The organism is Chryseobacterium culicis, from assembly GCF_900108365.1.
In the GTDB taxonomy this organism is placed as follows: Bacteria; Bacteroidota; Bacteroidia; order Flavobacteriales; family Weeksellaceae; genus Chryseobacterium; species Chryseobacterium culicis.
This window is the reverse complement of record NZ_FNWQ01000001.1, coordinates 1,116,317-1,139,379: the sequence shown is the minus strand read 5'-3', so window position 1 is coordinate 1,139,379 and position 23,063 is coordinate 1,116,317. Positions and strand designations below refer to the sequence as shown.

Sequence of the window (23,063 nt, the reverse complement as noted above, 5' to 3'; positions counted from 1 at the left end):
CCTTCCATTACACTTTATTGACATAATTAATTGAGTTCAATATTACAAATAAAATAAAAAAAGAATAAAAAAAACAAGTACCTATATAGTACTGTTTTAATAATTAATAAAACACACTTTTAAATTGACGTATTAATATATTATTAAAGTATCGTTCTGTATAAATAATAATTAATTTTTTATCCCCGTAGTAATTATCAGATTCGTTATAAAATATGTGCAAAGCATATACTTAATCACTAAAAACATGAACATATTTTTTATTATCATAAGTATAAAATTAAAAATTCTAAATTCTAAATTTTAAAATATCATATGAGATGACAACCTAAAAATAAATTCAAGTTTTCATATTTATAAGAAACTAATGTAACCGACTATACTTTATCGAAAATATAAAGTAAAAATTATTTACAAAAATTTTTATATCGTAAAGGCATCTACAATCCTAAGCATAAAAAAGATGAATAACTGTAGCTTTTTAATTTTAATTGTACCAGAATGCTGATACCAGATTTTATGATTACTAATTTTTTTTACGATATAGTATTAATTCTAGTTGTAAAGTACCCCAATAGTGCATCTATTAATACGTTATTATCTGAAATTATTTTTAAGTTTGAATTATAATTTGACATTATTCAAATTGAATGTATTGTAATATATAATTATAATTTCAAACAAAGAGATAAAATATACATTATAAAAAATATGAATTTTAAAAATATTCAAATAGGAAAAATGATTGAGATAAAGGTTAAGGAGAGAGAGATAGAAATATCTCGTATCTCTAATTTTCTTCATTGTAAAGAAGAGGCTATTAGTAAAATGTATAAAGCTAAAAGTTTGGATACAGAACTTCTTTTAAAATGGAGTAAACTATTAGAATATGATTTTTTCAGAATCTATTGTCAGCATTTAATTTTATATGCTCCGCCCTCTTCTGAGGTTAAAAATATAAAAACTAAACTTCCTAGATTCCGAAAGAATATATATACACGAGAAATAATAAATTATATTATTGAACAAATTAATTCTGGAGCAATGAGTAAGACTGATGTAATAGAGCTGTACAGAATTCCAAAGACGACATTGTATAAGTGGCTTGATAAATATAAATAACTAAAGTATAATTATGAAGCCAGACTACGGATTAATTTATTCAGATATAATAAGAAATAAATATCAAGATAAAATGAAAAAATACGAATTCGTCAGCAAAAAGAAAAAATGGTCTGCACTGGATATAATAAAAATAAATAATATGATATTCGGAACTCAGGATTATGCATCGCAGCAAAAAAATCGTAAGCATCATTCATATTCTGAATCAGACATTCTTGAAATTTTACAATATCAAAAAAAACATAAGATTAGTAATAGCCATTTGGCTAGCCATTTTCACTTAAGCAGAAATTCGGTTGCAAAGTGGAAAAAAATATTTTATGATTCAATTTAAAGAGTCCTAAATAATAATTTTTCATAATGGCATGAAAGATTGATTAAACACGATTATTACTTTATTTAATATGATATAACTTTAATAATAATAAAATATGGAAGAAAAACCACTTTAGACATTTATTGTCATCTTTATTTGTGATTGCGCAGCAGTACAAAATCCCCGGATAGGATTTGGACAAACTGAAGATTATTAAATAACGCTATCTTACTACCATCAATTTTTTTGTAGGAGATGAAAATGTGAAATTGACTTAATTATTAGTACAAATCCAGTTGGCAAAGTCAGATCTGTATATTAATGCTAAAAATGGAAAATAACTAAATCATATTTATAAAACATACTAATTGACAATAATAATATGGATAGAAATAAGCGTACTTATACAAATCAAACAACAGCTTAAAAGGCTTTTTTTTTTATAAATTTTTAATAGTAATTACATTAGGCGCATTCAACCTAAATAGTTTGGATTATTTAAATGAGTCTGTATTAAAAAATTTAGTAATAAATTTATGAAAAAACTTTTTTGTAAGATACTTATTCTTTTTGATAACATTCATAAAACTTTCAACAGTAAATCTGGAATTAACCAGAGAAAAAAAAAGCAATATCTAAAATACATATTCAAAAACAATATTCCTATTGGAAAAAGCCAAGATCAAATTCTAGAAATTTTAGGAAATGATCCTTTAATCTATTCTAATGGTACTTGGGTCTATGAAATTGATATGAACAGAGCAGGAAGTAAGAAATTGCAATTTCAAATATATTTTGATAAACATCAAATTGTATCTCACTTTATAGTGAGAAAAAAAAGAAAGATAAAAAAGAGATTATAAGCAACATCATTCTATATTCTTTTAATCTAATATTTAACAAAGTAGATTGTAGTCAGTTAAAGTTTGGTACAAAAATATATCCGCTACAAATTAGGAGAGGATTTTCTTAGGCAAAGATACCGAAAATATAAAGAGGAGGCCTTTGGGTCTCGCTTTCCGTATAGCTAAAAGCCTATTGCTGCTTGGTTGCTCGCCAGCAGAGCCTACTGGTTTTGGGCTTTGAGACTTAATTAATATTTTTTTCCTATGTAACTTAAATACGTATAATTCCTGGGCAATATTTCTTCATTTGAGTTCCAAAATCTGGCAGTAGCATCAGGCTGAATAAGGATAAAATATTCCAAAGACTGCTACTTTTCCCAAGGCGTTTTTCTATTCAAAAAAGAGTCTGGTCTTTGCTTTATTGTAAAACTCTTGCATTGGGTAGCTAAAGCATTTAATTAAAGATATGGATCAGATAAATCGACTAGCGATCAAAATTCGGATTTGTCAGTCTGTGGGGCTCTTTCTTCTTTAACATTTAGATGAGGGGATCTGGACTTTATGGGTCTGTATTTGATAAAATGTTCATGCAGCCCATATTGCAAGGAGTAATTAAAAAATCCCATAACCCAATCGGTTTGAATATGTTGTATAGGAAAATAAAATGTATCCAAAATTTCCCCTAAAAAAATATATTGTACTTTCTACTTTTTATTAGAGTAGATTCTAACAACTTCCACTATTGTACATTCATCAATAGCTGTAAATTGATAAGCCTTATTCCTGATTTTAGCAACATCAAGCTGGAATTTATCTCCTGGAATATCTTTGCTGTACCTTTCGTAATCAAATTTTTATTCCTTTTTGCTACAGGATTAGTAACCACCAAACAACCATTGCTGAAAGCATGATTCCCATTCGAAATAGATGAATTGAGATTCTTGCAGCTCCCCATTTTATTTTCTTCTTAAATTGAGGATAATAGATTCAATTTCTTTTATAACCTTAGTATTGGTAAGGGTTTTAGCACCTCTTGACTTACTTCTTGTATATTACTCATTAATATTGTTATGATATAGCGATCTAATCCATATGCTTAAATCTTGTTTGGGAGGTAAACCCAGTCTTTTTCTCAAGTTATGTTTATTGTTTTTAACAGTCTGCACTGCTTTAAATGTATATTCAGCAATATCCTTCGTATTGAACCCAAGAAATATAAAGGCACATAGTATTAATTCTGTAGTTTTTAAATCCGGATTAACTCCTGTTAATATTTTCACAAAATCAGGATGCAGCTTTTGAAAAAGGGGCCAAAATTGAATCTTATTTTTCTTTGCTGCATCTATTACTTCATCTAATGCACCTTCAACTCTCAATGATAAATTAACCGTCTGTCTTTCCTTCAATATTAACATTTGTTGTTTCTCAGTAATTATTGCATTTTTCTTTCTATGTGTTATTATGTAAAGGTAAGAAGATGTAACTATTACTAAAATGACAAAAATTATGATACAAAAGATAGCTAGCTGAGATTTCTTTTTATGCTCATAACTTTCTTTCATCTTTTTATTTAATTCAAGATTAACTGTTTTTAAAACATTATGGTTAAGATCTCTAGCAAATTCATGCTGTTCTTGATAATATTTACCCCTTATTTTTTCTTCATTTTTTTTATCTCCCTTCTTATGATAAATCAGATAGATTTTTTCTAACAATCCGGGACCATCCCTGGTAAATGCAGCTGTATCACTTCGATTTATTTCATCCATACAAAGTAAATAATACTTTAATGCTTTGTCATCATCACCAAGTTTCTGATAATAATCTCCAAAGGATACTAGAAATTCACTTTTAGGCTTTACATCATCATGAAATGATTGCTTATATGCTTTTGTAAAATAGTAACTAGCCGAATCCATTTGTTTTTTTTGCAAAAAATACATCCCCATAACCTGATATAAGGATGATTGAAATCTGAAAGTTCTTCTGGTTAACGCTAATTGGTCTTTCGGAATTGAATTTATTATTCTCATTGCTTTATGAAGATACACATTAGAAGTATTTTCATCTGCCAACGCGTAATAGGCTTTCGCTCTCACGAGTTTACATTCAGCTGATTTTTCATTTTCTGTAATTTCCAATACTTTTTTGAATTCATCAATAGCTAACTTATGCATTCCTATTCTGCCGTAATTAACCCCTTTTACATATAGCAACACTGAATGAAGCAATGGATCCCGAATATCTTGTTTGATTGCCATATCAATATATCGTAAACTCTGGTCAGTTAATTTTAGCCATGCTGACGCTTTTGCAGCATAATAATATGACCATACTATTTTCTCCGAATCGTAAGCTTTTTCAGAAATAGAGATCGCTTTCTTCGCATAAAATAAAGTTTTTGAATAATCCCGATCAACATAATAATCTGCAAGAACTAAAAGACTGTCTACCTTTGCATTGTTTTTTTTAGCAATACAATTGACCGAAAAGATTAACAACAAAATCATTATAACTTTTGACATAAGAACAAAAAAATATTAAATATAAATTAGTTATTTATAATACAAGAACCTACTATAAGTACTTATCAAACTGTATTTTACATGATCTCAACCTAATCAATATAAAATAATTAGTTTAGTTAATATTTTTGTAATGGTGTGATAACGTGGCATAAAATTGTTGCAAATTATATACCTAACTATTCGTTTAATTAAAAAAATGCTTATTATTATTATTATTATTATTATTATTATTATTATTATTATTATTATTATGTAGGTGTTTGGTGATGCCTTTCTAAACTTTCAAATTTTCATTGCTAATAATGATCTTCACGTAAAGGCAAGGTCCAATTATCGCGTTTAACTAATATCTTAAAACATCCAATACTGGCTAAATTCTGTAGCAAACTAGTTGGAAAATACGGTATTCAATCTTTTTGTAGGGATTGTAAGTTCACACTATTTACAATTTAATACCACTGCACAATATTTTAATTAATGTCGATATTAATAGGTGTTTCGATATTGAGATGGTGTCATTCCAGTATTTTTTTTAAAGAATTTGTAGAAAACAGCTTGACTTGTAAAATTCAAACAAGTTGTAATTTCATTAATATTTGCATATGTATTTTTTAATAGGTGCTCAGCTTCGGTAACCAAAATATTATTAATTATATCTCTTGGTGATTTGTCAACAGTTTTTTTTACAATTCGGCTCAAATATTTTCTGCTAATAAATATTCTGTCTGCATAATATTGTACATTATGTTGTTGTATTGCGTTCTCCCTTACCAGTTTGAAAAAAAGGTTTGTAATTTCTACTTCTCGCGAATTGACTGCTAAATCAAATTTTTCTTGTTTTAAAAAATTACCTATTTCATATATTATTAACGAAAAATAATGTCTAATAATTTCAATTGAATAATAATATTGGTTTTCAATACTATTTATTTTTTCGAGTGCATCGATATGAGAATTTAACTTATCACATAAATTAGACTGCCGGCTTATTATTTCAGGAATTTTTTTTGATAAACTTCTGGTTATATATGATCTAAATCCGAATCCAGCATTTGACGCATAGTCAAAAGAGTAATAAATACACCTCGCTTTGTAATTATCAGATATCTCTCTTACTATAAAGACTTCCGAAAGTTTAGTCGCTAATACATCACCTTCATATAATATATTCTCTATATTATTAACTAAAATTCTTAAGTAACCTTCATTAACAACAATAATGCATAAGTAATCAGCACGATAACACCTATCGCATTCAAAATAAAAATTATTTTTTGTACAACTGATTGCAAAAAAATCTTCGATTAACAATTTTTTTTCTGTTTTTTTTTTAAATTCATTAAGTGTAACTGGTGAAATTAAACTGGTCATTTGCTGTATGTTTGTTTGTTTTTTTTCAGTAACATATGATTTTATATCAGTCAAGAATAAACAATAATTTGATGAATATAAATTTAAAAGTACAGCAACAAAGAAAGTAATATTGACTTGGTTTAAAAACAAATTGGTGTCACATCAAGGTACTTATGTGTAATTAATTTATTTTCTAGAGAAGTATTCTGCATTTAGATTTTATAGCACACAAGTACTCAACAAATAATACATTAATTAAAACTAATGTATTAAAATTAAATAGTGTCTTAAAGGTAAATTCATACGATCAACTGTCCGGCCTCAAAAACCCAAATATTTTCAAAACGTACTTAATAAAAGATTTTCAGTTTGGCAAGAAACATTGGAAGCTTGCTAGTCTGAAAAGTACATTATGTAAAGCTTTTTCCACAGTCATTGCTATGAGTAATTGTATGAGTAAGTGATATCATTACTATTATCAAGTAGGAAATATTTTGCAAGTAGTATTTTGGAGATAGATGGAAAATAACTGTCAGGATCTCAGTACAAAGCTCTATATCAAAAAGCTTCGGTCGCGGGCTCGATTAACTACTGATGAATATTGTTATAAAGTCTATCTTACAGATAAAATTAGTGACAATCCTGTTGATTATTCAAGCTTGCTGGCACGAAAAAACAAAAATTAATTGTATAGTTCAAAATTTAGTACTTTGAGAAATAAGATGAATGTGCGTAAACTAGCTCTTCAAGTATTTAATAAATATAAATTAAAGAAAATTATTTTAACAATTTACATTCTAAACATTCCTTATAATTGTGCAAAACAAATAGATAGTTCAAATGAGTATCATCAAAATTGAATCATTAACATACAATACAATACAATACAATACAATACAATACAATACAATACAATACATTAGATTGAACAGCAGAGTGTAATAATCCTTACAATCTAGAACCAGACTGTGGTTTGTGCGAATTATTACTATAAACTTAATAATATTGCTTTATGCATTACTAACGTACCCAAAAAAATATACCTAGCACAGTATATGATAATGAACATATTTATTTATTTATTTATTTATTTATTTATTTATTTATTTATTTATTTATTTATTTATTCAACCTGTTAAAATATTTGTGCTATTTATGCTGTTTAACTGTCAGTACTTGTACTGGAGCGATTACATTCTATTTAGTTAAAGTTTTGCTGTTACCATAGGTTTCCTTAAATATAACAATGTAAATATCCATTAAAAAACGAGAAGTATTATGTGGAAATATAGAAGTGGATTTGTCAGCAATGAATATCGCAATGCCTTTTTTGAATAGTGTTTTTCAAAAAATCTTCGTGACATTAATAATTCCGATTGCAAATAATTATACTGTAATCTGCGCCAATACATCCATAGACCCATATCAAAAGGAACTGCTTTTGCAGATAATGGAAACATATGGATCGTTCTGTTGGCAGGAAATCCAAATGATGATTGTAGGCTGCAACGATTTCAAAATTCTATAACAACTACCGAAAGACTTATACTAAAAGTATCGAATCATATTTCATTGATGTGAAGAACGCCATCCTCTCTGTATATCCAGCCAAAACCACTAACTACATAGTAGCTCCTCATCACCTTTCTTCGATTCTGGAACTACTACTACAAAAAATAATCTTTCAGTAAAGTGCTAAGGGAAATGAAGGAGACCCAGGATATAGCGTTTATCAAAGTGCTGCATTTATAGGATCCACAGCTTTAATTATACTGTACAAGGCTTTCTCCAGCAACTAAATATTCCTTCTTTGTTAAAGCTAAAGTAAGAGTTACTAACCTTTACCTAGGAAACTGTGTCTTCTTTCTCTTCTGCATCCAGAACCGATGATAAAAGAATTTAAAGTATAATATTCAGATCTATTAATAACATTTCTATTGGAACTACAGGATTAGTAATGTCACATCAGTTTCTAGCAATATTACAAGAAGAAATGATTAAGCCATTTACATTAATCCAACTTGGAGTTCTAAAAAAATGAGAATGATGAAGCAAAGCTTTCCCTCTCTTATAGATGTTTTGCAGATTACACTCTTAATATTTTTTCTTCAGAAAAAGGAGTTATTGAGAATACAAAATACCTAAGGAGATTTTAAAGTTTATCCGACCCCTGAGAGAAATGAGCTTTATCCCAAACACACTATCAGAAGATTATGAAATCTTGGGTATGGTTGGAAAAACTAATACATTAAGAAAACGTCAGATGCTTCTCTTAAGAGATACCAGATGCTTTTAAAAACTGTTGGACTAATAAATTATTTCTGCTGCATATACAAATTTCACATTACAACTTCTGAATAATCATTAATAAATATAACTCCTTTTAGTTAAAAACTGAAGATGTATTATTAACTTCATAATTTCGCCAAAAATATATCTTTACTAAAAATAAATTTATATGAAAAGTACATTCCTTTTAATTTTAATTTTTACATTTTTATTTAGTTCAGCACAAGTAGGAAAAACATGTGAAAATCCTATTGTAATTAACTCATTACCATATACCACAACTGATGATACAGCTAATTATGCTGATAACTACGACCCACCCACTTCAGGATCCAATTTGCCGAATTGTACTAGCTCGTTTATGGGACTATATGGGAACTATTATCATAGTGGAAATGATGTAATTTATTCCTATACACCATCTGTGAGTGGAACTATAAAAATAGAAATACCTAATGCTACCGCTTGGACCGGGATATTTGTTTACACAAGTTGTTCAAATATTGGTCAAAATTATGCAGGTTGCCAAACCACAACACAAGATGGTGTAATAACCATTGATAATTTTGCTGTAACAGCGGGACAAACTTACTATGTACTTATATCTTCTTGGTCAACACCCCAAACTGTATCTTACACTTTAAATATAACAAATTCATCAACGTCGAATCTTGCAGTAAATGATAGTGAATTAAGAAAGGGCAAAATAAGCATGTATCCAAACCCAACAAGTAAAGAACTTAATTTTAGATCTTCTGAAAATATTGTTTCCGCATCGATTTATACAATTGAAGGAAAGAAAATAGATTTTTTCAAAGTATATAATAACGTGCTTTCTGTTGAAAGTCTTGCTCAAGGAACTTATATAATTGAGTTTACGGATAAAATGGGAAAGTCTATAACAAAAGTTTTTACTAAAAAATAAATATAAACTGATTCAATTATTGCTAAACATAAACATTTAGATAGTTACATATTATCTATAAATAAAGCACAAAAATAAAGATTTAAAGTTTATGTCTTTAAGTTTGGTTTCCAGATATAACCTTCAAAATCATTTCTTTTTACTATACTAATCTCAAGCGTTTTTGATATGATGAAAGCAGTCACATTAATTTTATCAATAATATTAATATTTATTTCATGTAATAAGCATAAAATAGAAAAATATGAACATACACGCGTTTTAAAACTATATCCAAATGAAAGGTTTCTAAATATTACTTGGAAACAAAACAATTTGTGGGTTATTGTTGAAGATACAGTTAAGAATGAAATTTATGCAAGAGAAAAAAGTGTAGGCCTAATACAAAGAAAAATAATAATTAAAAGATAACTTTTATTTATTAGTAATTAATTTTGTACAATTTAAAATTGATAATTCTAATAATTTGAAAGCTATAATTCCCTTAGGGATATTGTTTTAACATTAGAATTCATAAAAACTATGAAGTTATAATTAAAACTATTTTACAAATCTTATAAATAACTAGAAATAAAATTGGTATCTACCACAATCTTTTTTACTGCAAGAACAATATGAATAAATATCTATTTTCTTTAGTAAGCCTCAAGACAAACAATTAAGTATTTTTAATATTTTTTTATGTAATTTTTTTTAAATTAATTACACCCAGGGATGTCCTTATAGGACATCCCTATTAATGGCAGGAATATAATGATATCAATCATATAAAAACATATTGAGAATTAACCCGTCTAGCTTATTGACTAGAATTCTGTATTTTGGCAAAAATCTTTAGAAGGGCATTTGAAAATTCATATTTATGATTTTTTTTAATGCAATTGATAAAAGTTTAGAAGATATTATGGAAAATTTTGTGAATGAATATTTGAATAGAAATTATATCATCAACAATTTGAAACTGCACTTGCCTAGCAAATAAAGTACCTATTTAGAGAAAATCAGATTATTGGCACATGAGTTTGAATCATTGCTTGAGCAATATAAACTTTATATTGAAGATGATATCGTTGATTATGAATTACTACACTGGTAAGTCCTAAAAGACCGAAGCATAAAAGTATTCCTTCTTTTTACAAAAAAATATGTTTATCCTTTTGGAAAAGAATATTTAAAATTAAAAACATACTTTTTTCAGTAGTATGAGTTTTTTAATTGATTATGAAAAATAATGAGTGAAATATAAAAATTTTTACTCTGTTATAAAAAATGAAACATTATGTTTAGAAGACTTGCAAAATGTTGACAAGAAATATGTTCAAAAATTAATTGACGAAAATTATTTAACAGATTTTGATGTTATAAGCTATTGGCGTCTTCCAAAATCTCTTCGTGAAGAAATTGATCTTATGAGTGAACAAAAAATGGTAAATTTTCTGACAAATTGCTAACTGTAGCCGAACAAGAGTATTTTGATTATTGCCTTAACAATAGGTTCTCTAATGGCTTATGGCTTCGGAATAAATATGTTCATGCAACTAATAGTCACAATAAAGAGGAAAAGGAAGATGATTATAAAACTTTGCTTAAGCTTTTGGTTGCACTTATATTAAAAATAGAAGAGAATTTAAGTATAGCAAAAAGTCTAATAAAGTCAACATAGAATAAATTTCAATTAAAGTTATAATTATCTACCCTCCTTCATAACATTATCTATTTTGTGATCAAAGAAATAACAAACTTATGAAGAATATAAAAAGGATTTCTTGATTTATTACCACAAGGTCTTGACCTTACTCAAGATGACCTTATTAATTTTTATCAAACTGAAAGTGCAAAAGCTCTTTTAGATAAATCTCAAAAATCTGGACATAAAATCGATATAGAAATAAAAGTAAATATTTTTGTCGATAAATCTAGAGATACTCATAGTTACGAAGCGGCCTTAATAACTTCTTTTATAAGAGAAAATCTTCTTAAAAAAGGTATTTCCTCTGCTTTCGAAACTGCAATGAGCCACCCTTCAAAACTCGATGAAATTATTGACGCTAAAAAAAGGCTACAAAGTCTACCTATATTTCCTTTGTTTGGATAAAGCTACCTTGAATGTGTCAAGAGTTAATCACAGGGTTCAAAAAGGTAGACATAAGGCAGATCCAGATAAAATAGTAACAAGAGATATAAACACTCTTCAAAATCTTTATCCAGCCCTAAAACTTTTAGATCGTGCTTATTTATTTGACAACTCGGATGAAATGCTTGTGGTGGCTGAAATTGGCAATGGAGAACTTACAATTAATATTGATGAATCAAAGTTCCCAAACTGGTTTATCAAGTACATAATAAATAAAGCTTAATCAACAAATATTGGAACATCTTAAAAAAGTACTACTTTTGTACACCTTAAAGGACTTAAAGTATCATTAATAAAGGCTTCTTTAGATGCTGTATCGGGAAATAAACTTATACAATATCCATAGCATGATTAAAGGTTTTCCAGTGATTCTAAAGATGCTTGCCACAACCGTAACCTTTCAATAGCTATCTGATTATAGGTAAACAGTATCATCTATAACACTGTATTTTTAAAAGAAGCGCAGTATGGAAAGTTTTACTTTTCCAGCACATATATAAGGCTGTCTCAGAAGTGAGACAGCCTCTTTTTTAATCAGTTACTTTTAAACGCTGTATTTGTCCGTCAGCAATATCAAAATGAAATTTTAATACAATGGGACTTTGCGGAAAAGTACCCGAAACTTCTGCCTTTAGAATCTTTTCTGTCCCAATCTCTTCATAGCTTACAGGCTTCATAACCGATCTGTAGCGCTCGTTGGAATCTGCGATCCAATGTTCTATTTCTTTTCTTCCATTGTGTGTTTTTCCTTCATCAAAAACAACAGCTGTATCAGAAAAACAGTTGGCGTAGGCAGCGCTGTCAAAATCATTCTGGGCTTTCACTAAATCTGTGATTACTGTAGGTAAATTCATTTTTTTATTATTTTTAATTATTAAACTGTTGGAACGGTCCCGCCGTCGATTACAAATTCAGTTCCTGTTAGATAACCGGCTCTTGGTGATACAAGAAAGCCAACCAATTCTGCTACTTCCTTTGGTTCAGCAGGTCTCCCGAAAGGTATCCCCCCTAAAGCATCCATTACACTTTGTTGTGCCTGTTCTACAGTACTGTTCGCGTTTCTTGCAATTTCACCCAGCCATGCTTCCGATGCTGTCGTATTGATCCACCCTGGAGAGACAGTCAGCACACGAACCCCTTTGGGAGTAACTTCATTCGATAAACTTTTACTGTAGTTTCTCAATGCTGCTTTCGAAGCCGCATAAGGCAAAGTGGAATCATAAAGAGGCAATTTCCCCTGAATTGAAGCAATATGGATAATAACACCGGTTTTTCGTTCAATCATTTGTGGTAAGAATCCCCTATCCAACCTAACCGGAGCGAAAAGATTTGCCTGCAGGGTAGATTCCCAGTCATCATCCGTTAATGCAGCAAAGCCGCCTGCTGGCGTAGATGATCCTCCAAGGTTGTTGACAAGAATATCCAGCTGTCCATAAGCAGTTAAAACTTCTCTGATTACTTTTTGTGTGCCTTCTGCCCTGCTCAAATCTGAGGCGATAAAATGCAGATTGCTGTTTTCTTCTTCAGGGGCATTTCTAGCCGTAATGATAACTGTTGCGCCAGCCTGAAGCAATCTTTCTGCGATTGCTTTTCCTGCACCTTTTGTACCTCCCGTTACCAGTGCGATTTTACCTGATAACTCATTGTTGAAATTAAATTGTACCATTTTTTTAAATTATTTATAGGACAAAATTGGAGTATAAAAACAGTTTGTACAAGTACGGAATTACGATTCACATAGGGATAAATTATTCCCCTATTGTACTAAAAGGGACATACGTTTACCTTTACAAAATGTACGAGAGAAAAATAATACCTAACTTAAACTGCGGTCTTGATCTGATCGGTGAAGTACTGTATGGTAAGTGGAAAATACGTTTGCTTTGGTTTATTAATCAGGGACATAAAAGACCTTCTGAATTACAGCGTAAGATACCGGATGCAACACGACGGGTTCTGAATATTCAGCTAAAGGAACTGGAAGGCCACGAATTGGTTACAAAGAAAATTTACCCGGTTGTACCTCCGAAAGTAGAATACAGTTTAACGGAGTTTGGTGAAAGCCTGATTCCTGTAATAGGTGTTTTAGGTCAATGGGCTGATCAGCATGAAGATCGGTTAAGAACATTGATTATCAAAAGAATTCACGAATCTGCCGGTATAAACCTGGAATCATAGTAAGCAGTCCATATGTAATTGCACTATTATAGTCAATGCTGTAGGTCCGGATCTTGCCTTGTGCGTTCTGCGACTTTCATGTTCAGAATATCTCTTTTATAAGTGCTCCCAATTTCTTCTTTTATTTTATCCTCCAGTTGTATTTGCCTGAGAGACTTTTGCCTCTGTTGTTATTTTATAATGATCTATCAAAAAATGTAGTCATAAAACATTTTTCTCACCTGTTAATTTGATTTTCACAACGGAGAGATCAAAACACTTTCTTTTACTGCCACTTGCTTTCTCATACTACTCTATCAGCATAGTTTCCACTGCTACTGTCTATGCTTTCGGGATTCATCAACAATGATGTAAAAAAAGTTACAATAATTCTGTAGTAGTTGTGATCATCATCATAAAACGTTCATTTTTTGATCGCTAAGTTTGATGACCAAATTAATTATTATGAAATATTTAACACGATATTTTTTCTTGTTATGCACAGTCGTTGCGTGCACGAAATCCGAGACCCAGTATATTGATCAGAACAATAAAAAAGAAACTGTGAATGACAAAGCATCGGATACTATCCGGACGCTAAAAGAAACATCAGATACAGTTAAGATCAAAAAAGATAACCATACAAAAACTGCTAACGAATAATTATGTATGATTTCAAAAGGCAGATTAATTATCATCAGGGGTAATGATAAAATTACGACAGAAGAATCAGACTGTGCGTTAACATCATATCACTTATTAACAAAAGCTTTTGGGTTGGTATCTGTGCAAAAAGATGTACGTATTGAAATTATTATGACAGCCAACAAAGGAGCAGGCAAAAAAGAGAAGTCCTCTGCGATATTGGAAAAGCAGCAGTATCATAATACAGGGTATATACATATTCAAAAAAAACAGGATGTGGATGATTATTACAGACGAATACTGGAGGCAAAAGTGGTTGTTTTTGATAATAATACGCCCGAAATCTGTGCATTTTTAAGAAACTCAGCAATGCTTGAGCTTCTAAGAAAAAGATATCATGAGGAAGAAAACTTTACCATCGTCGGAATCAATGCAGGAGCAATGAATCTTTCAGGATTGATACTCAATGATACCGGAGGTACCGATGCAGGTCTTTGCTTTATCAATAACTGCATTATTGACACCAGTTTTATGCATGGAGCAAGATTTAAAAGTTTAGTAAAAACAGTTATTGGACGGCAGGAATATTTAGGATTGGGAATCAATGAAGGAACGGCATTACTTGTTGAAAAAGGATATATAGCATCATGTTTTGGCGATAATTCTATAATGGTGGTGAATGCCAAAAATGTTAAAAACAACCCTATAACAACAGGAGACTCCGTATATAAAAGGAATCTGAAAGGACATATTCTTACCGATGGATCAGTGATCAGCTTACTGAACGGAGAACTGATTAAACACCATAACAATACCTACAGCTTACACTTTACCAACCGAAATACCATTAGATAATTCTACAAAATATTCAATATGAAACCAAAAGGACAAATACTCATCATTGGCGGCAAAGAAGATAGAGAGGGAAATACCTCTGAAATGAAAAAAAAGAATAAAGATTTTTCACCTCATGAAATCCTCAAACTTTTAGCAAAATCAAAAGACGACAGGATTGAAGTAATTACGTTAGCAACTGCTGAACCCGAAAGTATGCAGGAGACCTATACAAAGACATTTAAAGAAATCGGATATACAAATTTTGGTTTTCTCGATATCAGGGATGATCAGATCCATACAGATGATCATCTGAAAAGACTTGAAGCAGCATCTACCATTTTTTTTACGGGAGGTGACCAGAATAGAATTTGCCAGAATTTACAGCAATCTGTTTTTACAGATCTTTTAAGAGAAAAATTTCAGAATGAGGAAAACTTTATGATTGCAGGAACAAGTGCGGGAGCCATGTGCATGCCTGATATTGTAATTCTGGAAGCCCTAAATGGAGAAGCCATCCTGGAAAATGATATTGAATTTGATACCGGGTTAGGGTTAATAGGAAACTATATTATTGATACTCATTTTGTACACCGGGCAAGATTCGGAAGACTGGCACATGCTGTGATTTCCCACCGGGATTGCTGGGGAATCGGCTTAGGAGAAGATACGGCTCTTTTAATAGAAGAAGGATCTAAAGGAACCTGCTACGGCTCCGGAATGACCTGGATTTTTAATGCAAAGGAAATCGGCTGTACCAATATAGAAACGGTGAAAAAAGGCTATCCTATTTATGCTGAAAATCTTAAAGCTGATATATTGACTGAGGGATGTAAAATTGATTTTATCAACAATGTATTTGTGGGGGCATCTGCCAAAGAAAAGTAGCAGCAACCAGTAAGAAAACGGGATTCTTTTACCTGATTAAGTATATTCAGCTGATCATCAGCCATCATATGAGGACACTCATAAAAGCGTAAAGGATAATAATCCTACTTTACTAATCCAATTCAAAGATGCTATGAATACAAGAAAATATTTATCCCTCACCTTGAAAATCTGGCGCCAGAAAAACAGGAAAAGCAAAGGAAAATTTGAAATTTATGAAATTTCGGGTATTTCTACTGATTCATCCTTTCTGGAAATGCTGGATATACTTAATGAACAGCTAATTAATGAGAATAAGGATCCTGTGGCTTTTGATCATGACTGCCGTGAAGGAATCTGCGGTATGTGCTCTTTGTATATAAACGGAAGAGCACATGGCCCGGATACAGGAATTACAACATGCCAGCTCCACATGAGAATGTTCAGCGATGGTGACACTATTATCATTGAGCCGTGGAGAAGTATTGCATTTCCTGTTATTAAAGATTTAATTACAGACCGTAGTGCTTTTGACAGAATTATGGCAGCAGGCGGATTTATTTCTGCCAATACCTCAGGAAATACATTGGATGCCAATGCTGTTCCCATTCCCAAAGCGGATGCTGATAAAGCAATGGACGCCGCCGCCTGCATAAGCTGCGGAGCTTGTGTAGCCTGTTGCCCGAATGGTGCTGCGATGCTTTTCGTAGGTGCTAAAGTCTCTCATTTTGCATTACTGCCACAGGGGAAAGTTGAAAGAAAAAGAAGGGTTTTAAATATGGTAAAAGCAATGGATGATGAAGGATTTGGAAATTGTTCTGTCATTGGAGCATGTGAAGTCGAATGCCCTAAAAATATTTCACTGGATACTATTGCCAGAATGAACAGAGAGTACATCAACGCATGGCTTAGTGAAGAATAATGCAGGATGCTAACATTAATCTAAATTGTTTATAATGATTTTAGTAACCGGAGCCACTGGAATTCTTGGCAGAGTGCTTGTTCTGGAGCTTCTCAAAAGGGGCAAAAAAGTGCGTGCCGCAAAACGAGATTCCAGTGATTTGGAAGAGGTAAAGCAATCATTGAAATATTATACAGAAAATGCCGAAAACTATTTTAATAAAATAGAATGGGTGACCGTGGATCTGAATAACAAAAAAAGTATTCAAAATGCCCTTAAAGATGTTCAGGAGATTTATCATTGTGCAGCACATGTTACGTATGACCCGAAAAAACAGAAAGATGTTACCAGAGTAAATGTGGAAGGAACTGAGAACATTATTGACTGCTGCCTGTATTTTCCGGCGATGAAGTTCCTTTATGTAAGTTCCGGGGCTATTTTTAAACAAAGGAAAGACGGCAAAGCAATTGATGAAAATTCAGATCTTATCAGCGGTGAAAATAATACCATCTATGCCATTTCAAAATATAAAGCAGACAAAGCGGTCCTTGAAGCATTTCATAAGGGATTAAATACCATTATTATTAATCCCGGGATGATTATCGGAAGTGGTAACTGGCAAAAAAGCAGCGGCGAATTCTTACAGATTTTCTGTAACCGATGGTATTCTTTCCCTGGTGGAACGGGAGTTGTAGATGTAAGGGATGTGGCAGCAACGGCCATCGGACTCATGGAAAAAAATATTTTCGGAGAACGTTTCATCATTATTTCAGAGAACAGAAAATACAGCGATCTGTCGAGACTGATTAAAAAAAGGGGTAATTCTTTTATCCTGTCTGAAAACATTTTAAAGATTGGGAGAATTTTAAATATCCTTTCGGGAGGGTTGATTCCTGCATTAAGATTACTAACGCAACCCAATATTGAATTCTTAACGTCTTTCCAGAAAATGTCAAATGAGAAAATTGTAAAAACTTTACATTATGAATTTATTACTGTAGAAGACAGCCTGAATTTCCATATCAGGAATTTCCTTCGCGATAAAGATATCGAATAAATAAACGTGAGATAAACAATACCCACCTTTATTGTATAAGCATTGAAGCGGTATATCTTGGGTGTTTTGATTGCACAAATTTGCAGTAACAAATTATTTTAATTATTGTAAAAGCGAATTGAAGGGATCTGTTTCTATAAATTTCTTTTTTTGATTCTGATCAGGCAGAAAACACTTTTGAGAAGAAATTTTCATCCTGTTACGCGAAATTATATCGTACAGCAGATCCCTTAAGGCTCCGGGCAGCACTATTCCGATTCTAAAAACAGAATATATTCCGCCTAATATTTTGGCAATTTCCAGAACTGCGCGGGATTTATCTAAATATTTTCCATCTGGTTTTAACAGGTATAAAGTGTTAAACTGTGATGTTTCCAGCCCCCGGCTGGAGAGAAATTTTTGTCCAAATTCTGACTGAAGGGAAGAAAATAAGAATTGATCCCTCCTGTCATGCTCCAATATCCACTGCACCCAAAAATTACAAAATCCACAGTCTCCATCAAAAAATACAATATTTTTATTATTCAGCGTCTTCATTTTTCTTTTTTTTCTCGTTATAAACAGCGTCAGTATTTATTGTATCCTGGTAATACCTGAAGCTCTGATCCACACACTTACAGATCGGGCATTAACAGTAAATCTGGCTTTTCCGTTTTCATCTGTCCGGATTTCATGATCACTTTGATCCGTAAAATCCTTGTATACAGAATTCGCATTTTCCTTTCCCAGCTCTATATCTTTACATCCTTCATCACTGTTAGACAAGATCACGATACAGCCGGCATGGTCATTATCACCTTTTCTCATCCAGGCAATACAATTAGGATGGTCAAAATAATTGATCTGCTCCCCATAAGCGAATTTCTGACGTGCTTCAAGAAGCTGAGGGAGAATTTCAACTTTCGGCATTATAATTTTCACCTCTTTCCCCTCTTTTAGATCCGTATACTCAGCGCCGAAAAGATCGGGATAGAATACACAGGGATAGGCCTCTTCCATGAGTAATATGACTGCGTAAGCCAAAGGTTTGAACCAATCCTGTACTGTTGACTCCAAAGACTGCAATTGCTGCGTATCGTGATTTTCTACAAATGAAACGGAAAAAACAGGTTTTTTTTCCAGAAAACTACCCGTTAGAATTTCACTGAGATTGTAGTCTTTCCCTTTTTCGGACGCTGTGAAAAAATTATAATGCAGGGGTACATCAAAACAGGAAATCATTTCTCGTATCTGATCAGAAAAATGAGATATCTTTTCCGCTTCGTCTTTCCAGAATTCTCCTAATATAAAACAATCCGGCTTCAGCTCTGTTTTTACATAAGCAATCCATTCCTGCAGAAAATCCACTGAAATATGCTTTACGGCATCCAGACGCAGACCATCTGCATTCGTAGTTTCCAGGTACCATTTAATCCATTTTTTCATTTCTCCGGCAACATACGGATTACGGTATTCTACATTGGCTCCCATCAGATAATCGTAATTCCCAAATTCACGGCTTACCGTTTGATTCCAATCTTCTCCAAATTCATTATGGATCTTGAAAATACCCTTCAGCTCTTCGCCATCTTTCTGAACACGATCTATTCCGTTAAAACAGGTATAATTCCATACAAACTGAGAATATTTGCCATTCCTTCCCGGAAAAGTAAATTGGGTAAAAGCTTTAGCTTCGAAAGGTTCACCAATCCGTTCATTCCGGTTCTCTTCTTTTACCTGATGCACCGTAACTGCTTCCATTTCATCACCGCCCATCCGGTGGTTCATTACGATATCAGCATAGACCGACATCCCTAACTCATGCGCCCTGTCAATGGCGAGCAGGTATTCTTCGCGGGTACCATATCTTGTTGCAACACCTCCTTTCTGATTAAATTCTCCCAGGTCATAGGAATCGTAAACATCATATCCCCTGCCCTCTTTTCCCAATACGCATTTTGTGGCGGGCGGAAACCACACTGCCGTAAATCCCAGGCCTTTCAGATAGCTGCATCTTTCTGTAAATTCATTCCAGAGATTACCTTCATGATACCAATGGAAAAATTGAATAATAACTCCATTCATATTGTATTTGGTTTTCAGTTTACTATGATTATTTGTACCGGTGATTACAGATCTCATCGGAATGGGGCTCTTTGGGATCCTGTTTTTTCCATAACCCGACTTTTTTTTCATACAGCTTATGAATTTTATCTAATTCTTCTTCTGTAAGATCTTCGATATCTACTAATCTGTTATTGGCTTTTTCATGGGCCTGAATCAGTTCGTTTAATTTAATCTGAATCGCTTTGGAATCTTTATTCTGCGCTTTCTGAATTAAGAAAACCATCAGAAAAGTAATGATTGTAGTGCCGGTATTAATAACAATCTGCCATGGTTCAGAAAAATTAAATAAAGGCCCGGCAGCTGCCCAGATGATAATCAGCAGGACTGCGATAATAAAGGCAGCGGCACTTCCTGTAAAGCAGACAGCCTTATCTGCAAATCTGTCAAAAAAATTGCTTTTCATAATGATACTTTTACTTTTAAAAATCTAACAGCGCATCGGTAAGTCGCTTCCACTGAATCTTCGAGATTCCTATCATTCCTCCCAGAGCAATCACCACATTTCTTATGGTATCCAAAAAGTTGGCATCCAGATTGGCGGTCTCATTTCTTCCGTACACCGCAGCTTTGATATAAGTATTTCCCCTTGAAATCATGAAGGTAGAAGTGGCACCTGAAGAATAAAAATGGGCGGTATACCTTTTACCGGACTTAGCCGGTTCTTTGGATGGCCTGCAGGTCATAGAAATATTTTCAAATTCATCTTCTTTAGTATGGTCATCACTGATATCTGTAATTTTTACCCAGTCAAAACCGGCTTCAAGCGTGCCGGGCCCCGGAATGTCAATTCTTATAAAATCTCCTTTAACCGGAATACGGTCTACATAGTTACCGGATGAATCGTAAAGCTTAAAATCAGCGAATCCTTCTCCGCAAAAATCTTTCCACTGATTCACCGAATAGAGTCTGTTCTTGAGTATGACAAATTCCTGAGCGGTCATTTCAGGATTATCAAACTTCTTTATACTTTCCGTATTATGAAAACCACCTTTTTTTTGCGGCGGGATTCCTGGAATTTCTTTGATTTTCATAGTGTATGGTATTGTTAGAATTACATCAGGGTCTGTAGGTTCTTTTAGAATAATTCAAATAAAAAAGCCAGTAGGCAGAAAATATCATTTCCAAAGCACAATCAATGAGATAAACCCAGCTGATGGTGTCTTTGAGATAATAATAGAGATCTATCCATGCCAGTCCCAGACAGCACATTATGTTAACTATTGCAATTGCAGCATTCCTTTTCGTATTGATTACTGTATAAAAACACAAAATACTATAGGGCAAGATCAATAGGCCAACAGTTTTCACCAGCCATATATCCGTCTTATAACCTGTTATTTGCATAAAACTTTCAATATGAACAATCGGCCAGATCCCTGTTATGATAAAATACAATCCCTGCAGAATGGGTACAAAATGCTTTTTTTTCATATTTTTTAAAAGTTATCTTTGTCCTGATGCCGGATTTATTACAGTTCAATTCTCAGAAGGTTTTTTACGGAAGGTCCCGTGAGTACTTTACCCTCTACAGTAAATCTTGATCCATGGCAAGGGCAATCCCAGCTTATTTCTGCACTGTTCCAACGCACTTCACATTTTGCATGCGGGCATTTACTTTTCAGAAGGTGCAGTTTGCCTTCTTTTTCCTTATATACAGCATATGACTCTCCTTCCCATTTCACTACTTTAGCTTCTCCTTCGGATAACTCCGAAAGTGCTTTAACTTTTTCTGCAAATACTTTGTCTTTCACAAAATCCCAGACTACTGCAGCCTGCTCTTTTACAAAGTTGGTAAAACCTGTTATTGGCCGTATTCTTCCGGGATCGAAAAGTCTCTGATACTTATTGGAACCTGTCAGAATTAAATCTCCCAGGATCTGTGAAGTAATAGTCCCAAAGATCATCCCATTACCGCGAAATCCTGTTGCTGTAAATATTTTTCCTTTACTTCCGGGCAATACTCCAATATAAGGGAGCCCATCCACTGGCTCGTAATACTGACTGGACCAACTGTAAACTGCGGTATCAACATCAAAATGTTGTCTTACATAGTTTTCCAGTTTTGAAAAACATTCAACGGTATTATCAGCATGTCCTGTTTTATGGTCTTCGCCTCCTGCAATCAGCAGACTTTCCCCGTTTATCTGCTGTGTTCTGTAATAATGATAAGGTTCTGCAAGATCATACCCCAGCTCTTTAGGATGATAATCTCCCTTCAGCCTGAAGGCTATAGCATAGCTGCGGTAAGGGGCATTCATAAAATGGAGCATATTAATACCCGGAGGAATATGGGTAGCATAAATGACAGACCGTGCAGTAACAGTTCCTTTGGTGGACTGTAGTACTACACATTCTTCATTCTCATCATGGCTTTCACATAAGCAGTTTTCAACCAATACACCGCCCAGACGAATAAAGGCTTCTGCCAGACTTCTGATATATTTTAAAGGATGAAATTGTGCCTGATCAGGAATAACAGCAGCTTTCTTAAAAGCAAAAGGAAAAGGAGTATCAGCAGTTTGCACCATAGAATGCCCTACCTGAGCTGCTCCTTCAAGAATAGCATCCAGCTTTTTTTCCTGTTCATCATCCAAAGCAAACAAATAACCCGGCTTACTTTGAAAATCACAGGAAATATTAAATTCACGGATGTTGTTCCGAATGATATTTTTTGATTCTATGCCTACATATTTTAAAAGCTTGGCATTCTGCAGACCAAAATCCTTAATGGCCTGAGCATAGGTGGTATCAAAGAAGTCATTCAGATGAGCCGTTGTTCCGCCGGTTGTTCCAAAGCCTATATTGGAAGCTTCCAGAATAATACACTTTTGTCCTGCCTTCTGCAGCCTTAACGCAGTAGAAATGCCTGTAATACCACCGCCCACAACTGCTACATCATACCATTCTTCCAAAGCGGGTTCTGCAGAAACTATTTTACTCTTTTCCTGCCATATGCTTTTTCTGGTTCCATCCCTGTTCAT

General features: G+C 32.8%; 22 protein-coding genes. 12 read left to right on the top strand and 10 right to left on the bottom strand.

The genetic code is table 11. The features are described from left to right. Positions 1 to 711: 711 nt before the first annotated feature. The 3 genes from BLW74_RS05070 (at position 712) to BLW74_RS05060 (ending at position 2,304) form a co-directional block, all read left to right on the top strand. The gene (locus BLW74_RS05070; RefSeq protein ID WP_089690341.1) at positions 712 to 1,122 is read left to right on the top strand and encodes a transposase; all 411 of its coding nucleotides are present in this window, start codon (positions 712 to 714) and stop codon (positions 1,120 to 1,122) included. Positions 1,123 to 1,135: 13 nt separating this feature from the next. After that, positions 1,136 to 1,459 (top strand): transposase, encoded by a 324-nt coding sequence (locus BLW74_RS05065; RefSeq protein ID WP_089690340.1) that lies wholly within the window; start codon positions 1,136 to 1,138, stop codon positions 1,457 to 1,459. A 518-nt stretch (positions 1,460 to 1,977) separates the two neighbouring features. Continuing rightward, positions 1,978 to 2,304, top strand: coding sequence for a hypothetical protein (locus tag BLW74_RS05060; RefSeq protein WP_089690339.1), 327 nt, complete (start codon positions 1,978 to 1,980; stop codon positions 2,302 to 2,304). Between the two features lie 1,034 nt (positions 2,305 to 3,338). Here BLW74_RS05060 and BLW74_RS05055 read toward each other — a convergent pair. Continuing rightward, positions 3,339 to 4,811: a tetratricopeptide repeat protein gene (locus BLW74_RS05055; protein ID WP_139265698.1), complete on the bottom strand. Its 1,473-nt coding sequence runs from the start codon at positions 4,809 to 4,811 to the stop codon at positions 3,339 to 3,341. 489 nt (positions 4,812 to 5,300) lie between these two features. Next, on the bottom strand, positions 5,301 to 6,185 hold the full coding sequence (locus tag BLW74_RS05050) for a helix-turn-helix domain-containing protein (protein ID WP_139265697.1): 885 nt from the start codon (positions 6,183 to 6,185) through the stop codon (positions 5,301 to 5,303). A 2,440-nt stretch (positions 6,186 to 8,625) separates the two neighbouring features. On the opposite strand from BLW74_RS05050, the gene BLW74_RS05040 reads away from it, so the two are divergent. The 4 genes from BLW74_RS05040 (at position 8,626) to BLW74_RS05020 (ending at position 11,738) form a co-directional block, all read left to right on the top strand. Next, positions 8,626 to 9,381, top strand: coding sequence for a T9SS type A sorting domain-containing protein (locus BLW74_RS05040; protein ID WP_089690335.1), 756 nt, complete (start codon positions 8,626 to 8,628; stop codon positions 9,379 to 9,381). Between the two features lie 168 nt (positions 9,382 to 9,549). After that, entirely contained in the window at positions 9,550 to 9,792 is a 243-nt protein-coding gene (locus BLW74_RS05035; RefSeq protein WP_089690334.1) for a hypothetical protein, read from the top strand. A gap of 824 nt (positions 9,793 to 10,616) precedes the next feature. Then, a complete protein-coding gene (locus BLW74_RS05030) occupies positions 10,617 to 10,832 on the top strand; it encodes a hypothetical protein (RefSeq protein WP_089690333.1) in 216 nt (71 codons plus the stop codon). Positions 10,833 to 11,414: 582 nt separating this feature from the next. Then, positions 11,415 to 11,738, top strand: a complete 324-nt coding sequence (locus tag BLW74_RS05020; protein ID WP_089690331.1) for a hypothetical protein — start codon at positions 11,415 to 11,417, stop codon at positions 11,736 to 11,738. Positions 11,739 to 12,045: 307 nt separating this feature from the next. Here the strand turns inward: BLW74_RS05020 and BLW74_RS05015 are convergent, their stop codons facing one another. Both BLW74_RS05015 and BLW74_RS05010 read right to left on the bottom strand, forming a co-directional pair. Further along, positions 12,046 to 12,369, bottom strand: a complete 324-nt coding sequence (locus BLW74_RS05015) for a nuclear transport factor 2-like protein (RefSeq protein WP_089690330.1) — start codon at positions 12,367 to 12,369, stop codon at positions 12,046 to 12,048. A gap of 20 nt (positions 12,370 to 12,389) precedes the next feature. Next, the gene (locus tag BLW74_RS05010; RefSeq protein ID WP_089690329.1) at positions 12,390 to 13,181 is read right to left on the bottom strand and encodes an SDR family oxidoreductase; all 792 of its coding nucleotides are present in this window, start codon (positions 13,179 to 13,181) and stop codon (positions 12,390 to 12,392) included. A 128-nt stretch (positions 13,182 to 13,309) separates the two neighbouring features. Here BLW74_RS05010 and BLW74_RS05005 point away from each other — a divergent pair, with 128 nt between their 5' ends. From BLW74_RS05005 to BLW74_RS04980, 5 genes are all read left to right on the top strand, one after another. Beyond that, the gene (locus tag BLW74_RS05005) at positions 13,310 to 13,693 is read left to right on the top strand and encodes a winged helix-turn-helix transcriptional regulator (protein ID WP_089690328.1); all 384 of its coding nucleotides are present in this window, start codon (positions 13,310 to 13,312) and stop codon (positions 13,691 to 13,693) included. A 648-nt stretch (positions 13,694 to 14,341) separates the two neighbouring features. Next, positions 14,342 to 15,172, top strand: a complete 831-nt coding sequence (locus tag BLW74_RS04995; RefSeq protein ID WP_089690326.1) for a type 1 glutamine amidotransferase family protein — start codon at positions 14,342 to 14,344, stop codon at positions 15,170 to 15,172. 18 nt (positions 15,173 to 15,190) lie between these two features. Next, on the top strand, positions 15,191 to 16,039 hold the full coding sequence (locus tag BLW74_RS04990) for a cyanophycinase (protein WP_089690325.1): 849 nt from the start codon (positions 15,191 to 15,193) through the stop codon (positions 16,037 to 16,039). Positions 16,040 to 16,172: 133 nt separating this feature from the next. Continuing rightward, positions 16,173 to 16,940, top strand: a complete 768-nt coding sequence (locus BLW74_RS04985) for a succinate dehydrogenase/fumarate reductase iron-sulfur subunit (protein WP_089690324.1) — start codon at positions 16,173 to 16,175, stop codon at positions 16,938 to 16,940. Positions 16,941 to 16,974: 34 nt separating this feature from the next. After that, on the top strand, positions 16,975 to 17,976 hold the full coding sequence (locus BLW74_RS04980; protein WP_089690323.1) for an SDR family NAD(P)-dependent oxidoreductase: 1,002 nt from the start codon (positions 16,975 to 16,977) through the stop codon (positions 17,974 to 17,976). Positions 17,977 to 18,078: 102 nt separating this feature from the next. Here BLW74_RS04980 and BLW74_RS04975 read toward each other — a convergent pair whose 3' ends face one another. Genes BLW74_RS04975 through BLW74_RS04950 form a run of 6 tightly spaced genes read right to left on the bottom strand, consistent with a single transcriptional unit; the run spans position 18,079 to position 23,063 of the window. Beyond that, positions 18,079 to 18,513 carry a thiol-disulfide oxidoreductase DCC family protein gene (locus tag BLW74_RS04975; RefSeq protein ID WP_089690322.1) on the bottom strand — a complete coding sequence of 145 codons (435 nt, stop codon included), beginning with the start codon at positions 18,511 to 18,513 and terminating at the stop codon, positions 18,079 to 18,081. Between the two features lie 36 nt (positions 18,514 to 18,549). Further along, positions 18,550 to 20,151: an alpha-amylase gene (locus tag BLW74_RS04970; RefSeq protein WP_228424776.1), complete on the bottom strand. Its 1,602-nt coding sequence runs from the start codon at positions 20,149 to 20,151 to the stop codon at positions 18,550 to 18,552. Beyond that, on the bottom strand, positions 20,069 to 20,485 hold the full coding sequence (locus BLW74_RS04965) for a low affinity iron permease family protein (protein ID WP_089690321.1): 417 nt from the start codon (positions 20,483 to 20,485) through the stop codon (positions 20,069 to 20,071). The genes BLW74_RS04970 and BLW74_RS04965 overlap by 83 nt, the downstream gene beginning before the upstream one ends. Before the next feature lie 16 nt (positions 20,486 to 20,501). Next, entirely contained in the window at positions 20,502 to 21,113 is a 612-nt protein-coding gene (locus BLW74_RS04960; RefSeq protein ID WP_089690320.1) for a hypothetical protein, read from the bottom strand. A 25-nt stretch (positions 21,114 to 21,138) separates the two neighbouring features. Then, a complete protein-coding gene (locus BLW74_RS04955; protein ID WP_089690319.1) occupies positions 21,139 to 21,513 on the bottom strand; it encodes a hypothetical protein in 375 nt (124 codons plus the stop codon). 38 nt (positions 21,514 to 21,551) lie between these two features. Beyond that, complete coding sequence (locus BLW74_RS04950; RefSeq protein WP_167358373.1) at positions 21,552 to 23,063, bottom strand: FAD-dependent oxidoreductase; 1,512 nt, start codon at positions 23,061 to 23,063, stop codon at positions 21,552 to 21,554.

What these genes read in the sequence shown, in the direction of transcription:
- BLW74_RS05070 (WP_089690341.1), top strand. Translation starts at nt 712, where the DNA reads ATGAATTTTAAAAATATTCAAATAGGAAAAATGATTGAGATAAAGGTT.
- BLW74_RS05065 (WP_089690340.1), top strand. Translation starts at nt 1,136, where the DNA reads ATGAAGCCAGACTACGGATTAATTTATTCAGATATAATAAGAAATAAA.
- BLW74_RS05060 (WP_089690339.1), top strand. Translation starts at nt 1,978, where the DNA reads ATGAAAAAACTTTTTTGTAAGATACTTATTCTTTTTGATAACATTCAT.
- BLW74_RS05055 (WP_139265698.1), bottom strand. Translation starts at nt 4,811, where the DNA reads ATGTCAAAAGTTATAATGATTTTGTTGTTAATCTTTTCGGTCAATTGT.
- BLW74_RS05050 (WP_139265697.1), bottom strand. Translation starts at nt 6,185, where the DNA reads ATGACCAGTTTAATTTCACCAGTTACACTTAATGAATTTAAAAAAAAA.
- BLW74_RS05040 (WP_089690335.1), top strand. Translation starts at nt 8,626, where the DNA reads ATGAAAAGTACATTCCTTTTAATTTTAATTTTTACATTTTTATTTAGT.
- BLW74_RS05035 (WP_089690334.1), top strand. Translation starts at nt 9,550, where the DNA reads ATGATGAAAGCAGTCACATTAATTTTATCAATAATATTAATATTTATT.
- BLW74_RS05020 (WP_089690331.1), top strand. Translation starts at nt 11,415, where the DNA reads ATGAAATTATTGACGCTAAAAAAAGGCTACAAAGTCTACCTATATTTC.
- BLW74_RS05015 (WP_089690330.1), bottom strand. Translation starts at nt 12,369, where the DNA reads ATGAATTTACCTACAGTAATCACAGATTTAGTGAAAGCCCAGAATGAT.
- BLW74_RS05010 (WP_089690329.1), bottom strand. Translation starts at nt 13,181, where the DNA reads ATGGTACAATTTAATTTCAACAATGAGTTATCAGGTAAAATCGCACTG.
- BLW74_RS05005 (WP_089690328.1), top strand. Translation starts at nt 13,310, where the DNA reads ATGTACGAGAGAAAAATAATACCTAACTTAAACTGCGGTCTTGATCTG.
- BLW74_RS04995 (WP_089690326.1), top strand. Translation starts at nt 14,342, where the DNA reads ATGATTTCAAAAGGCAGATTAATTATCATCAGGGGTAATGATAAAATT.
- BLW74_RS04990 (WP_089690325.1), top strand. Translation starts at nt 15,191, where the DNA reads ATGAAACCAAAAGGACAAATACTCATCATTGGCGGCAAAGAAGATAGA.
- BLW74_RS04985 (WP_089690324.1), top strand. Translation starts at nt 16,173, where the DNA reads ATGAATACAAGAAAATATTTATCCCTCACCTTGAAAATCTGGCGCCAG.
- BLW74_RS04980 (WP_089690323.1), top strand. Translation starts at nt 16,975, where the DNA reads ATGATTTTAGTAACCGGAGCCACTGGAATTCTTGGCAGAGTGCTTGTT.
- BLW74_RS04975 (WP_089690322.1), bottom strand. Translation starts at nt 18,513, where the DNA reads ATGAAGACGCTGAATAATAAAAATATTGTATTTTTTGATGGAGACTGT.
- BLW74_RS04970 (WP_228424776.1), bottom strand. Translation starts at nt 20,151, where the DNA reads ATGAAAAAAAAGTCGGGTTATGGAAAAAACAGGATCCCAAAGAGCCCC.
- BLW74_RS04965 (WP_089690321.1), bottom strand. Translation starts at nt 20,485, where the DNA reads ATGAAAAGCAATTTTTTTGACAGATTTGCAGATAAGGCTGTCTGCTTT.
- BLW74_RS04960 (WP_089690320.1), bottom strand. Translation starts at nt 21,113, where the DNA reads ATGAAAATCAAAGAAATTCCAGGAATCCCGCCGCAAAAAAAAGGTGGT.
- BLW74_RS04955 (WP_089690319.1), bottom strand. Translation starts at nt 21,513, where the DNA reads ATGAAAAAAAAGCATTTTGTACCCATTCTGCAGGGATTGTATTTTATC.
- BLW74_RS04950 (WP_167358373.1), bottom strand. Translation starts at nt 23,063, where the DNA reads ATGAACAGGGATGGAACCAGAAAAAGCATATGGCAGGAAAAGAGTAAA.